The 13,198-nt window shown below is 63.9% G+C and carries 13 protein-coding genes; 6 read left to right on the top strand and 7 right to left on the bottom strand.

Features of this window, described 5'->3' with window-relative positions:
* Positions 1 to 621 precede the first annotated feature (621 nt).
* The 4 genes from WA702_RS25725 to WA702_RS25710 all read right to left on the bottom strand — a co-directional run bounded on the left by WA702_RS25725 (position 622) and on the right by WA702_RS25710 (position 2,353).
* Positions 622 to 798, bottom strand: coding sequence for a hypothetical protein (locus tag WA702_RS25725; RefSeq protein ID WP_425113354.1), 177 nt, complete (start codon positions 796 to 798; stop codon positions 622 to 624).
* Positions 799 to 914: 116 nt separating this feature from the next.
* Complete coding sequence (locus WA702_RS25720; RefSeq protein ID WP_425113353.1) at positions 915 to 1,259, bottom strand: hypothetical protein; 345 nt, start codon at positions 1,257 to 1,259, stop codon at positions 915 to 917.
* A gap of 241 nt (positions 1,260 to 1,500) precedes the next feature.
* The gene (locus WA702_RS25715; RefSeq protein WP_425113352.1) at positions 1,501 to 1,662 is read right to left on the bottom strand and encodes a DUF2934 domain-containing protein; all 162 of its coding nucleotides are present in this window, start codon (positions 1,660 to 1,662) and stop codon (positions 1,501 to 1,503) included.
* A gap of 355 nt (positions 1,663 to 2,017) precedes the next feature.
* A complete protein-coding gene (locus WA702_RS25710; protein WP_425113351.1) occupies positions 2,018 to 2,353 on the bottom strand; it encodes a hypothetical protein in 336 nt (111 codons plus the stop codon).
* 621 nt (positions 2,354 to 2,974) lie between these two features.
* Here WA702_RS25710 and WA702_RS25705 point away from each other — a divergent pair.
* Positions 2,975 to 4,501, top strand: coding sequence for an FAD-dependent oxidoreductase (locus WA702_RS25705; RefSeq protein WP_425113350.1), 1,527 nt, complete (start codon positions 2,975 to 2,977; stop codon positions 4,499 to 4,501).
* Between the two features lie 219 nt (positions 4,502 to 4,720).
* Here the strand turns inward: WA702_RS25705 and WA702_RS25700 are convergent, their stop codons facing one another.
* Positions 4,721 to 6,763: a YgiQ family radical SAM protein gene (locus WA702_RS25700; protein ID WP_425113349.1), complete on the bottom strand. Its 2,043-nt coding sequence runs from the start codon at positions 6,761 to 6,763 to the stop codon at positions 4,721 to 4,723.
* A gap of 119 nt (positions 6,764 to 6,882) precedes the next feature.
* Positions 6,883 to 7,776, bottom strand: a complete 894-nt coding sequence (locus WA702_RS25695) for a LysR substrate-binding domain-containing protein (RefSeq protein ID WP_425113348.1) — start codon at positions 7,774 to 7,776, stop codon at positions 6,883 to 6,885.
* A 123-nt stretch (positions 7,777 to 7,899) separates the two neighbouring features.
* Here WA702_RS25695 and WA702_RS25690 point away from each other — a divergent pair, with 123 nt between their 5' ends.
* From WA702_RS25690 to WA702_RS25680, 3 genes are all read left to right on the top strand, one after another.
* Entirely contained in the window at positions 7,900 to 8,838 is a 939-nt protein-coding gene (locus WA702_RS25690) for a ring-cleaving dioxygenase (protein WP_425113347.1), read from the top strand.
* Positions 8,832 to 9,461 carry an alpha/beta hydrolase gene (locus tag WA702_RS25685; RefSeq protein WP_425113355.1) on the top strand — a complete coding sequence of 210 codons (630 nt, stop codon included), beginning with the start codon at positions 8,832 to 8,834 and terminating at the stop codon, positions 9,459 to 9,461. Before WA702_RS25690 ends, WA702_RS25685 begins: the two co-directional genes overlap by 7 nt.
* Before the next feature lie 68 nt (positions 9,462 to 9,529).
* Entirely contained in the window at positions 9,530 to 9,811 is a 282-nt protein-coding gene (locus tag WA702_RS25680) for a hypothetical protein (RefSeq protein ID WP_425113346.1), read from the top strand.
* A gap of 149 nt (positions 9,812 to 9,960) precedes the next feature.
* Here the strand turns inward: WA702_RS25680 and WA702_RS25675 are convergent, their stop codons facing one another.
* Positions 9,961 to 10,815, bottom strand: coding sequence for an alpha/beta fold hydrolase (locus WA702_RS25675; protein WP_425113345.1), 855 nt, complete (start codon positions 10,813 to 10,815; stop codon positions 9,961 to 9,963).
* A 441-nt stretch (positions 10,816 to 11,256) separates the two neighbouring features.
* Between WA702_RS25675 and WA702_RS25670 the strand changes: the two genes are divergently transcribed.
* Together WA702_RS25670 and WA702_RS25665 are read left to right on the top strand one after the other, a co-directional pair.
* Complete coding sequence (locus WA702_RS25670; RefSeq protein WP_425113344.1) at positions 11,257 to 12,543, top strand: hypothetical protein; 1,287 nt, start codon at positions 11,257 to 11,259, stop codon at positions 12,541 to 12,543.
* A 212-nt stretch (positions 12,544 to 12,755) separates the two neighbouring features.
* On the top strand, positions 12,756 to 13,198 hold a 443-nt coding region (locus tag WA702_RS25665; RefSeq protein WP_425113343.1), incomplete at its 3' end, for a dicarboxylate/amino acid:cation symporter.

Genomic DNA, 13,198 nt, shown 5'->3' with positions numbered 1-13,198 from the left:
GCCGCAGGCGTTCGGTCCGCGGTCGAGTCGGCCGGCTGTGACGTTGCGATCTCGACCGGCGGCGGGGGTGCCGATGGCGGCGCCGGATCGACCTGCCGGGGCAGCCGCGCAAACGCATTCAAGCCCGGCCGACGTGCTGCTGCCGCAGAATGAGCATGAGCATGGCCACGACGAGCCGTCGCATCGTCCAATGGTGGCGCCCCGACATCCCATTTCCCCCTCCGCCACTTTGGCGTGCCGAGGGAATATCGGCAGCAGCATTGGCCGATAGTTGGATGAGATCGCGGCAACATCCGGATCAGATGCGGTCGATTTTCGGAATTGTCAGGCGGCGCGCGCGCATTCGACAGCGAGATGCTGCAGGTATTCATCCCGTGCTCACGGCGGTGGAAGGAAGCTGCTTCTCGATGAGGTCCAGAAAGTCCTCTGTTCGCGCCGATGAGAATGCCTCATCCATCTTGTCTGCGCCGTATTGCTTCAAGGCGCGCTTGAATGCCTTGACGAATGGAGGATCGATTTTGAACGGCGCCGCGGGATGCTTCCTCATGTGCGGCGAACTGCCAGACGTCAGCACATCAACCAGTGTGAAGCGCGATGAGCGAGCGCACGCCCGCTCTGCAATCAGGATCGTTCAGACGCCCGCTGTCGTTCCAGTTCGCGCAGATAGCTGAGGCCACAGACCGTGAGGCGGCCGGGATCCTGCATGCCTTGTGCGGCCAGGCCGCGGATGTGCCGCGCCAGATCGCGCCGCATGCTCTGGTCCAGATCGTGTCTGGCCATGCGGCGATAGATCTTCATCGCTCGGGAGAGCGGCTTAGCGATTTCAACCTGAGGCATGCGGGACAACTGACGACCGCGATTATCGTTCCGAGTCCATGCTGCGCTGCAACGGGCGCGATGCGCTATCCGCCGTTTCAGCGGTGAGCGCTGCTCCGTTCCTCCGGCCAGTCGCGCAGGATCAAGGGCGTCAGAAGGTGCTCAGCGAGGTAGAAGGAGGCGCGGGGCCGCAAGTGGGCATTATCGAAGCTCAGCAGGCCTTCGCGCCGGTTGCCGTCGAGATAGATCAGGCAACCTTCTGCGTTACAGAAGAAGTCGTACAGGTTCTGGTATTCGAAAGGTTCGTTCGGCTTCAGCTCGCTTCGAAATGCGTTGTCGACGGCAAGCGCGTGCTGGTCGAGCTGCGTCGAAATGCGCGGCGGGGTCAGCTCCCAGTAATGCTGCATGACAACCTTGAAGAGATACGGGTCCCAGTGCGGCACTCGATTTCGGACCTCCAACCGGAGCGTGCATGTACTTTTCCCCTGCCACCGGCTCGGGTTTAGCCTCTGCTCGTCCAGTCGGCAATCAATGCACCGGATTTTCCGCAGGTCGGCCATGACGGGCACGGACGGAGTGGTCACGATGCCGTCTGCGGCTCGGCGGAAAGAAAAGCTAGGCGATGGCGCCGGCGCAGGTCGACGCTCGCCCTTGCGCGGCCGCGTCGGCTGCGATCGATCAGGCCTAAAGATTATCCGGTGTTTTCAGCTCGTGCTCGATCCGCTCTTCTTGAAGCTGTCGCTCCGCCTCGTACCAATAATCGTCCATCTTGTTGGCCGGCCTGCCTGCTTCTTCCCAAAGGTGAAACGCACGCCGGCGCACGTCATCGTCGTTGAATTGAGTCATTTGATCCCGCTCCTGCGATGACGCCCTGGCAAAGCGAAGGACGTCACTCATCCGATGAGGGTTGGCCATCCGGCGCCCTGCAGGCTCGTGATGAGCCAACCGGACAGCTTGCCCCTCTGAAGGCGATGCATATGGAAACTGTTGACGAACTCACCGGTTCCTGCGGGTCGCCCTGGCGGAAGCCGACGCCTCAGGCTCACCAGTCGAGGCATGGTGGCGCGGTTGGGATTGCGGCGAGCCCGTTGCCGGGTAGCCGCTCATCCCTTGCCACAGGCGCCGCTGGCCTGATGCAGGTTGGCGACGTCGGTACGGCCTTGGTTGTCCGTCACTTCGGTCAGGGTGATCTGACCGGGGGTCATGAGCCCATCTGCGGTTCGGCGGAGAGATAGGTGGTGCCGCCGGCGCGCAGCTCGACGCTCACCTTCTCGCTGCCACACCCGAACAGATTGGTGCTCAACGGCAGGTTGGAGACGGCGACCTCATGGCGGCCCGGCAGCAGATCGCAGGTCACGAAGCCGCCGGGCTGGCTGCCGCCGACCACCCGTCTGTCGACCGAGTAATTTGGTTGGATTGCAAATCCCAGCGCCGACACGCGGTAGATCACCAGACGCGATCCAGTCGGCTTGACGCTCTCCGTCAGCGCCGCGCCGCCCATCGGCCCCGATGCGGACCCGGCCAGGCACGCAGCCACAGCAAGAATCCGCACACGGCCACGCATGATGCCCCCAACAATTCCAAAAGTCCCCGCGCGGTATCAATCGCAGGTAGCGCGCGGAGTCAATCTTGGTTCGACCTGTACGAGGAAGCTGCCGAAGTCTCGTGAATGCGACAGTGTGCGTGACAGCAGCTTCGAAGTCTGGCGCCTCGAAATCCGGCGCCTGGGCAAGCGCGCTCCGAAAATGTGGTCGCTCGTTAGCGCTCACGTCCAAGTGCGTAACACCTGGCTGCGGTCGTGTCGGTCATTCTTCCAAGCTCGATTAGTCAGTCGACGGTCGAACGCCACCACGACTTCAGCAGATGATCGCCGATTAAGCCAGCATGGAAACCCTCTGATCTGCTAGCATCGATCAGGCGGAGCCACGGGTGAGGTGTTCACCCGGCATTCCCTCCCCCCTATCGTTATTTCGAGCGGACGAACTGCACAGCCCGGGCATGGATTGCGCCGCCGCACCGCGCCTGTGCGTCCGCAAATTTCGGCCGGTATGTGCCGCCATGCCTTTTGAATCGGGAATCGATCACCAGATCCTAGTTTGGTGGCGAGGCAGTTCCGCTCTGCCAAAGCTCGAGCAAAAAGCGAAGGGAGACACCCACGATGTCCGACAACGACAGCAAGCCGGAAGGTCCGGATCTCACGCTTGGCGTATCACCTAACGACTTCAAGAACGACATGCTGCTCGGCCATGTCGACAAGGACGCCGTGCTGCTGGTGCGTGTTGGGTCCGATGTTTTTGCGATCGACGCCTTCTGCAGCCATTATCACGGCCCGCTGGCCGAGGGGATCGTCGTCGGCAACAGCATCCGCTGCCCCTGGCATCACGCCTGTTTCGACCTGACGACCGGCGAGGCCACACGGGCACCGGCGCTCTCGGCCCTGTCGGTCTGGCAGGTGGAGCAGGACGCCGGCCGCATCGCTGTACGGCGCAAGCGCGAACAGCAAGGCCCGCGCAAGACGGCGCCCGTGAACGCACCGCGACGCATCGTCATCGTCGGCGGCGGTGCCGCAGGCTTTGCGGCCGCGGAGATGCTGCGCCGCGACGGCTATGACGGCGAGATCACAATGCTGAGCACCGACGATGCCGCGCCAGTGGATCGGCCGAACCTCTCCAAGGACTACCTCGCCGGCAAGGCGCCGGAGGACTGGGTGCCGCTGCGTCCGGATGAGTTCTATCCGGAGTCGAAGATCGATCTTCGCTTGAGCACCGAGGTCGCGTCCATCGATGGGAAAGCGCGGCATGTCGTGCTCGGCAGCGGCCAGACCATGCCGTTCGACCGGCTCCTCCTCGCGACCGGCGCCGAGCCGGTGAAGCTGCAAATCCCGGGTGCCGACCAGCCGCATGTTCATCTGCTGCGCACCTTGGCCGATTGCCGCGCGATCATCGCCGGCGCCGAAAAAGCAAAACGTGCCGTCGTGATCGGTGCGAGCTTCATCGGGCTTGAAGTTGCCGCCGCGCTGCGTGAACGGGACATCGAGGTGCATGTGGTGGCGCCGGAGCAGCGGCCGATGGAGCGCATTCTGGGCCCCGCCATGGGCGACTTCGTGCGTGAACTACACGAAGAACATGGCGTCGTCTTTCATTTGCAGGATGGCGTGACGGCGATCGTTGGCAACAAGGTCAGCCTCAAGGGCGGCAGCACGCTTGAGGCCGATCTCGTCGTGATCGGCGTTGGCGTCAAGCCGCGGCTCGCGCTCGCGGAGCAGGCCGGGCTCAAGGTCGACCGCGGCGTCATCGTCGACGCCAATCTCGAGACCAGCATGCCGGGCATCTTCGCCGCGGGGGATATCGCGCGCTGGCCCGATCGATATTCCGGGGAGAGCATCCGCGTCGAGCATTGGGTGGTCGCGGAGCGGCAGGGCCAGGCTGCGGCACGCAACATGATGGGCGTGAGCCAGCCCTTCGATGCGGTGCCGTTCTTCTGGAGCCAGCATTACGACGTGCCGATCAACTATGTCGGGCACGCCGAAAAATGGGACGAGATCGCCGTCGATGGCGACATCAAGGGCAGGGATTGCGTGCTGCGCTACAAGCGCGGCGGGCGCGTGCTCGCGGTCGCCTCGATCTACCGCGACATCGACAGCCTCAAAGCCGAGCTTGAGATGGAGCGAGGCACGAAACGCTAGATGCGCGAATCCGGAGCAAATTTGTTTGGAAAGATCATGCAGCAAACTCAGTGTCGTCCCGGCCTCAGTGTCGTCCCGGCCTCGCGCCGGGACCCATAACCACCGGCCGACGTTTGTTACGAGAAAGATTCGACTTGCTCCGTGCCTCAAAGAGCCATCACGCGGTATGGGTCCCGGCGTTCGCGGGGACGACGGCGCAGGATTCGCGTGACGTCCGCGTCACTTCCGGATCGGCACGCCCTTGGTGGTGAAGCGCTGCATCCGGCCGGCGCGCTGGGCGGGCCGCGGCGTGCCAGCGGCCTTGCCGGTGCCGGGCGGCTGATGCGCAGGCACCAGCTGGTCGGGACCCGAGCCGATCAGGTCGCGGCGTCCCATCTCCTTCAGCGCCTCGCGCAGCACCGGCCAATTGTCCGGATCGTGATAGCGCAGGAACGCCTTGTGCAGCCGGCGCTGCCGCAGGCCTCTGATCGCCTCGACCGTCTCGCTGCCGCCGTGGCGGACGCCGCGCAGCGGATTGACGCCGGTGTGATACATCGCGGTGGCTGTCGCCATCGGCGAGGGCAGGAAGGTCTGTACCTGGTCGGCGCGGTAGCGGTTGCGCTTCAGCCACAGCGCCAGGTTCATCATGTCCTCGTCGGTCGTGCCCGGATGCGCGGCGATGAAATACGGAATCAAATAGTACTTCTTGCCGGCCTCCTTCGCTGCCGCCTCGAACATCTGCTTGAAGCGGTTATAGGCTCCGATGCCGGGCTTCATCATCTTGTCGAGCGGGCCGCGCTCGGTATGTTCGGGCGCGATTTTCAGATAACCGCCGACGTGATGGGAGACGAGCTCCTTGATATAGGCCGGGCTCTCCACCGCCAGGTCGTAACGCACGCCGGAGGCGACCATCACCTTCTTGACGCCCTGCACCTCGCGCACCTTGCGATAGAGCCGGATGAGATCGTCATGTGAGGTGTTGAGGTTCGGGCAGATCTCCGGATAGACGCAGGACGGCCTGCGGCAGGCCGCCTCGACCTTCGGGTCCTTGCAGGCCATCCGGTACATGTTGGCGGTGGGCCCGCCGATGTCGGAAATCACGCCGGTGAAGCCAGGCGTCTTGTCGCGGATGCGCTCGATCTCGCGCAGGATCGAGCCTTCCGAGCGGCTCTGGATGACGCGGCCTTCGTGTTCTGTGATCGAACAAAATGTGCAGCCGCCGAAGCAGCCGCGCATGATCGTCACCGAGAACTTGATCATCTCCCACGCCGGGATCTTGGCGTCGCCATAGGAGGGATGCGGCGCGCGAGCGTAGGGCAGGTCGTAGACCGAATCCATCTCGTCCATGGTGAGCGGGATCGGCGGCGGGTTCAGCCACAGGTCGCGGTCGCCATGGCGCTGCACCAGCGCCCGCGCATTGCCGGGATTGCTCTCCCGGTGCAGCACGCGCGACGCTCGCGCATAGGCCTCCTTGTCTTGCTCGACCTGCTCAAAGGCCGGAAGCCGGATCACGACGTCGCCGGGCTGGCGACCCGCGCCTTCGTCGGCGGAGTCCAGATCGTCGGCGCGCAGCTCGGTGTAGTGCTCGGGCACCTTGCGAAACAGCGCGACACCGCGGATGGAATCGAGATCGCGCGGCGCCTCGCCGTCCGCGAGCCGGTGCGCCACCTCGACCACCGCGCGCTCCGCATTGCCGTAGAGCAGCAGGTCGGCCTTGGCGTCGGCCAACATCGAGCGGCGCACCTTCTCGGACCAGTAGTCGAAATGCGCGATCCGGCGCAGCGAGGCCTCGATGCCGCCGAGCACGATCGGCACGTCCTTGAACGCCTCGCGGCAGCGCTGCGCATAGACGACGGTGCAGCGGTCCGGCCGCTTGCCGCCTTCGCCGCCTGCCGTATAGGCGTCGTCGCTACGAATTCGGCGATCCGCGGTGTAGCGGTTGACCATCGAATCCATGTTGCCGCCGGTGATGCCGAAGAACACGCGCGGCTTGCCCAGCGCCTTGAACGGCTCGGCCGATTGCCAGTCCGGCTGCGAAATGATGCCGACCCGGAACCCCTGCGCTTCCAGCAGCCGGCCGATGATCGCCATGCCAAAGGAAGGATGGTCGACATAGGCATCGCCGGTCACCAGCACGATGTCGCAGGCATCCCAGCCCAGCGCGTCCATCTCGGCGCGGCTCATCGGCAGGAACGGCGCCGGCTTGAGTTTTGCCCGCTGCCGGGACCAGGAACTCAAAGACGGGCTCTGCGGCTTCTCGGCGGTGGCGATCTGGATGTTCATGGCCGTGGGATAAGACTCTGGAGCCGCAAATTCAACAGGACTGCGTCACTTTCAGCTGCAGCCGCTCCAACCCCGCTGCTCTCATCCGTCCCAATCTTGAGCCACGTCTCGTCGTTGGACTAAGCGTCGCGTTTCCCGAACCGCTGGACCAGAAAGTCGATGAAGAACCGTACTTTGACAGACAGATGACGCGTCGGCGGGTAGATTGCGTAGAGCGCGAGCGGCGGCGCGGTATAATCGGTCAGGATCGAGCGCAGCGCGCCGGTATCCAGCGCCTGCTCCGCGATGAAGCGCGGGATCAGGGCCACGCCTTTGCCCTTGATCGCAACGTCGCGCAGCACTTCGGCATTGTTGACGCACAGCGACCAGACCGGCTGGATCCAGTGGTCGCCGTCGGTGCCCGAGAGCTTCCACTGATTGCCTGTCAGCAGGAAGCCATAGGTCAGCGAGGCATGCTTGCGCAGGTCGTCCGGATGTTCGGGCGTGCCGTGGGCGGCGAGATAGTCCGGCGCGGCGCAGATGACGCGGTCGATCGGCATGATCCGGCGTGCCACCAGGCTGGAGGATTCCAGCTCGGCGATCCGCAAGGTCACGTCGAAGCCGTCCTGCACCGGGTCGAGCAGGTCGTCGCTCAGCACCAGCTGGAGTTGCAGGTCCGGCGTGCGGGTCATGAAATCCGCGATGACCGGTCCGAGCCGGATGGTGCCGAACGACATCGGTGCGTTGACGCGCAACAGCCCTCGCGGTGCGGCGAGCGACTGCGTCACCGCCTGGTCGGCGGCCTCGATTTCGGCAAGGATGGACAGCGCGCGCTCATAATACAGCTGACCATTCTCGGTCGGGCTGGCGTGTCGGGTGGTCCGGGCGATGAGCTGCACTCCGAGGCTCTGCTCCAGCTCGCCGATGTATTTCGAGATCGCGGAGCGCGACAGCCGCAGCTGCCGCCCGGCCTCTGCGAAGCTGCCGCTTTCGACCACTTTTACGAAGGCCCGAAGGCTCGCCAGCTTATCCAACTCGCCCTCCGGGATTGTCGCCAAATCGTAGACGGGCCCGTCACAAAAGCATGGATTGTCCTCAAATCAAAGCAGGCCAATATGACTGCCAGGAAAGAGGCCATTCTGACAACGGAGAGACATATGGCTGGACTTCATCACGTGACGGCGATCGCCGGCGATGCGATCCGCAATTTCGGCTTCTACACCCGCGATCTCGGGCTGCGCTTCGTCAAGAAGACGGTGAATTTCGACGATCCCGGCACCTATCATTTCTATTATGGCGACGAGGCCGGCCGGCCCGGAACCATCCTGACCTTCTTCCCGTGGGAGGGGGCTGCTGCTGGCCGCCGCGGCGTCGGCGAGACTCACCAGACCGCGTTTCGTGTGCCGCTGCGCTCGCTCGGCTACTGGACGCAGCGTTTCACCGAAAAGGGGATCGCCTATGAGGCGCTGGAGAAGCGTCTTGGCGAATCCGTGCTGCCGTTCACCGATCGCGATGGCATGGCGCTGGCACTTGTCGGCACCGCCGGTGCGGAGAACGAGCTGGGCTGGAGCAACGGCGATGTGCCGGCCGAGCACGCGATCCGCGGCTTCCATGGCGTGACCCTGCTGCTCGATGATGCCGCCGGGACCGCCGCCGTGCTGACCGACGTGTTCGGCTTCAAGGAGGTCGGCCGCGAGGGTTCGGTGATCCGCTTCAAGGCCGAGGGAGACGCGGAGGGCAGCGTGGTCGACATCTACGAGGCCAAAGGCTTTTTGCGCGGCCGCCAGGGCGCGGGTTCGGTGCATCACATCGCCTTCCGTGCAGTCGATGACGCCGCACAGGCCGCGATGGCGCAGCGGCTGGTCGAAAAGCACGGCTTGCATCCGACCGAGCAGCGTGACCGCAACTACTTCCGCTCGATCTACTTCCGCGAGCCCGGCGGCGTGTTGTTCGAGATCGCGACGGACATCCCCGGCTTCGCCGTCGACGAGCCCGTCGCCGAGCTCGGACGGAGCCTGAAGCTGCCCGCCTTCCTCGAACCGCAGCGCGCGCAAATCCAAGGCGTATTGCCCAGCCTTGAGGAGACTGCATCGTGAGTCACTCCTTCATCCACCGCTTCCAGCCTGGAAGCGAGCCGGGAGCAGCACCGTTGTTGCTGCTCCACGGCACCGGCGGCGACGAGAACGACCTGTTGCCGCTCGGAGCCGCTCTCTCACCGGGTGCCGCACTGCTGTCGCCTCGCGGCCGCGTGCTGGAGAACGGCGCGCCGCGCTTCTTCCGCCGCCTCGCGGAGGGCGTGTTCGACGAGGACGATGTGCGCCGCCGCGCGGCCGAACTCGGCCATTTCGTCGCGGAGTCACGACAGCGTTATCGGCTTAAGGCACCGGTCGCGGTGGGCTTCTCCAATGGCGCCAACATCGCAGCCGCACTGTTGCTTCTGCAGCCGGGCGTGCTGTCCGGCGCGGTGCTGCTGCGGGCGATGGTGCCGCTGTCGCAGCCGCCGGTGGCGGATCTGGAGCGCACGCCGGTGCTGATCCTGTCGGGCGCGGCCGACCCGGTCGTCCCCGCTGACAATGCGGGGCGGCTCGCGGCGCACCTGTCGAGCGCGGGCGCCGAAGTGACGCACAGGACGCTGCCCGCCGGCCATCAGCTCTCGCAGGCTGATATCCACCTGGCGCGGGATTGGCTCGCCAATCCTGGACAGCGTGCGGCGGCCTGAGGACTTTTGCACATCCGCGCGGCATTGTAGAATGAGCCGCGCGGGCAAATGAGACAGCGGAATGGCACATGGCGGTCAGTTTTGCGAAGCTGCTGGACGCACTCGAAATCGTCGATCTCAGGGAGGCGGAGAATATCGTCTACCTCTGCCGGCAGACCGGGCAGACCTTTTGGCGATCCGACTTCCCGGATTTCGAGGAGCTCCAGGACGAGCTTCCCGATGATATCGAGGATGACACGAAGTACATCCAGGTTCCCAACAATACGAGCTCAATCTCGGCAAGCGGCTGGTGTTCGACTTCGTACGCGAGTTCCTGCCGGACGACTATGACGATGTCCGCGACTTCTTGAGGAAGAAGGGCGGATATCGCAAGTTCCGCGCGTTGATCGAACGCCGGCGTGTGCTGGATCGCTGGTACGCATTCGAGAAAGACGCCACGCGTAAGGCACTGCGCGATGGGTGCGAGGTGAACGAAATCGAATTGGTCGAGTGACGTGCTCTACTTCCCGTCCAGGAAGCGGAGCATCGCGCGGTTGAACATGTCAGGATCCTGCAGAAAGGCGAAATGGCTCGCGTTCGGCAGGATCAGCAGTCCGGCATGGGGGATGGTGGCGGCGAGATATTCGGTATGCTCGCGCCGGATCGCCTCGTCATGGTCGCCATCGACGATCCAGACCGGCGATTGGATCGATTGCAGCTGCCCGTCCGTCCAGTTCGGTTGCTCCGCCCACATCTTGCTGATCTGCGCCAGGAAATCATCATAAGTGTCGGGCGTCGACGAATGAGCCTGATATTCGCGGCCGGCGCGCGCGAGATAAGCGGCGAAGGTCGGACTCTTTTCCACCTCGTCCTTGACGCCGGAGGTCAGGCTGTTGGCGGCAAACGCGAAGATCTTGCCGACGCGATCCTTGTGGCGCAGCGCGAGGTCGAGGCCGATGATGCCGCCGTCGCTCCAGCCGACGATATCTGCCTTGCGGACGCCGAGCACATCCATCAGCGCGACCACATCGTCGGCCATGAGATCATAGCCGAAGCCGCGCGCGTCGCGGGTGCTGCGGCCGTGGCCGCGGCTGTCCATCACGATGACCATGTGATTGGGCGCGAGCGCCGTAATCTGGTGTCCCCAGTAGTCCGAGTTCGCGAGCCCGCCGTGCAGCAGGATCACCGGCGTGCCCTTGCCGTAGACACAATAGTGGATGCTGATGCCGTTGACGGCAGCGTCACCGCTGCGATCCGCCGCGATCGGTGTCGGCGTCGGCGGCAGGATCTCCCATCGCTCGGCAGCGCGCGCCGCCATAGCTGTGACAGCCGGCGCTGACAGCATCAGCACGAGAGCGAACACAAGACGATGCATGGCATGCTCCTCATCATCGTGACCGGGGCCGCGCGGCTTCGGCCGATGACTTCCACAATCTAAGATCGCAAAAAACCGCCGCGCAGCATTTCCGATTCGCACGGCGCCAAGTGGCGTCCTGAGGCGGACCAGGGACCGGAACCAGGGTGAAGATGCCGAAAACGCGAAGTCCGATGACCATTATCGGCACGAAGCTCTTGTCATCATAGCCGAGGCCGGGCACCGCGGCATGCGGGTTCGTCGTGATGGCCGTGAAGAGGTTCCGCCAGGTAACTCAGGTTTCGAGTTAATTCATTGCCCGAGCCTGTCTGCCGGCTAGCAAGGCGAAACCCTGGGGACTCGCGATAAGGCCTAAGACGCCGTTCTTTCAAGCGTATCGCAGCTCCGTGGAGCCAAATCTGCCCGGCCGCGTTGGTAAGTTCTGCAGCAGCGAAGAGCCGGATGGAAACCTGGGACGCATATCTGGCGCGGAAGCATGAGGAGCTCAGGCTGCTGCACGGCTGCCTGCGAAAGCCGCCGCCGCTGACCGCTCCACGGTCCGTGGCTGATATCATCAGGCAGAAATTCCAGCTTACGGCCGCGCTGAAGGGGGACCATGCTCTCCACGATTGGACCGCGACGGAAACTGCCTGGACCAATCCGGCGACCCACCATGCGGGTCCCTTCACATTCAGCTACGACTATCAGCGCGCCGATCTCGACGTGAATGGTCCCTCCTTCTACGCGTTGGAAGAAGGCGCCGGCGAAACGATCTATACCAGCTCCGGCATGGCCGCGATTTCGGCGCTGTTGCTGGCTTCCGCCCGCGTGATCGGGACGGCGGAGATCCTGTTGCTGCCGGGCTCCTATGGCGAGACGCTGGAATCGATCGAAAGCTATGCCCGCCAACTGCAGCCCATAATCTTGCGGCGATCCCTGCCGGAGACGATCGCGCAGCCTTCATCTTCTTTTCGCATCCTGCTGCTCGATTCCAGCGCACCAGCCTCCGCATTCGAAGCCACGCTCGGCTGTGACCGTGCAGCCATCGACCTCATGATCTTCGATACGACGTGCTTCTCCGGCGGCTCGGGTCGCATCCGTCGCGTGCTGGCATGCGCCCGCCGATGGGGCGTGCCGGTCGTGATGGTGCGCAGCCACAACAAGCTGGATTCACTCGGGGCCGAGTATGGCCGGCTGGGCTCCGTGGTCTTCGTCGATTGGATGATGCACGGAGCGGCTGGAGGTCAATCTCGCCTTAAGGACCTTCCGTGCGAAATCCGGAATGCTGTGCGGTTGCTCGGTGGTGCGGCGCTGCCCGCGCACTTCCCACCCTATATCGGCATCGCGCGTTATCGCGCGCTGACAAACAAGCGGATCGCGGCCATCTTATATAATACTCGCCGCGCCCGGCGGTATTTTGCCGCCGCGCTGCCCGAGCTTACGGCGGAGCTCAATTTCGAGCACGGGCTCTATGTCACCCTCGATGGTGAGCCACCGTTGGATGAGGCCGCAGCGAGGCAGGCGGCGGCCGCGATGAGCCATGACCTGAGCCAGGCGGGCTTGCCGATCCGGCACGCAGGCAGCTTCGGTTTCGACTTTGCCGCGGCGGAATGGTTTCACAATGCCACGACCGACCGCTACAGCGTTCGCATCGCCGTTCCGGATCTTCCGACCGCGATCTGGGATGATTTGACGGTCGCCATCGTCGCATGGTGGTCGGCGCATCAGGGCAGGGCCGTCGCCGCGTGATCATTGCGGAAGAGATCGGTTGACTGCGTCGCGTGGCCGAACTGGTCGTTCTCGGTGCAACTGATCGCGTAACGGCGTCGGTCTGCTTACATTATGCGCTGCGCCACGCAAAAACGCCCACGGAAATTTGCACGCTTGGGGTGCGGCATGTTGCACGCCTGTCGAAATCTGCCACACTCGACCAGCCGGGGAGTGTGCTGAGGGGAGACAGTATGTCCAACAGGTTTACGCAATACATCCTGATCGCGATGGTGTTGGGCATCGTGATGGGAAGCTTGATCTTCAATTGGATGCCGGACAGCCGGGTTGAACTCGGCAACGACATCAACCTGATCGCCATGCTGTTCCTGCGCCTAATCAAGATGATCATTGCTCCTTTGGTGTTCGCCACCCTGGTCGGCGGCATCGCCCATATGGGCTCCGGCGCCAAGCTCGGGCGCATCTTCGCCAAGACCATGGGCTGGTTCGTCAGCGCCTCCTTCGTGTCGCTGCTGCTCGGCCTGCTGATGGTCAACCTGCTGCAGCCCGGCGCCAATTTCCCCGGCACGCTGCCGGACAAGGCGGCCTCGACCGGCCTGCCGGTGTCGGCCTTCTCCATTGAAAAATTCCTGACCCATTTGATCCCGACCTCGATCGCGGATGCGATGGCGCAGAA

It is taken from the genome of Bradyrhizobium sp. (genome assembly GCF_049798375.1).
Classification (GTDB): domain Bacteria; phylum Pseudomonadota; class Alphaproteobacteria; order Rhizobiales; family Xanthobacteraceae; genus Bradyrhizobium.
This window is presented reverse-complemented; position numbering and strand designations above follow the sequence as displayed.

Coding starts and splice junctions, on each gene's coding strand:
- WA702_RS25725 (WP_425113354.1), bottom strand. CDS start 798: ATGAAGATCTATCGCCGCATGGCCAGACACGATCTGGACCAGAGCATG.
- WA702_RS25715 (WP_425113352.1), bottom strand. CDS start 1,662: ATGACTCAATTCAACGACGATGACGTGCGCCGGCGTGCGTTTCACCTT.
- WA702_RS25705 (WP_425113350.1), top strand. CDS start 2,975: ATGTCCGACAACGACAGCAAGCCGGAAGGTCCGGATCTCACGCTTGGC.
- WA702_RS25700 (WP_425113349.1), bottom strand. CDS start 6,763: ATGAACATCCAGATCGCCACCGCCGAGAAGCCGCAGAGCCCGTCTTTG.
- WA702_RS25690 (WP_425113347.1), top strand. CDS start 7,900: ATGGCTGGACTTCATCACGTGACGGCGATCGCCGGCGATGCGATCCGC.
- WA702_RS25680 (WP_425113346.1), top strand. CDS start 9,530: ATGGCGGTCAGTTTTGCGAAGCTGCTGGACGCACTCGAAATCGTCGAT.
- WA702_RS25675 (WP_425113345.1), bottom strand. CDS start 10,815: ATGCATCGTCTTGTGTTCGCTCTCGTGCTGATGCTGTCAGCGCCGGCT.
- WA702_RS25670 (WP_425113344.1), top strand. CDS start 11,257: ATGGAAACCTGGGACGCATATCTGGCGCGGAAGCATGAGGAGCTCAGG.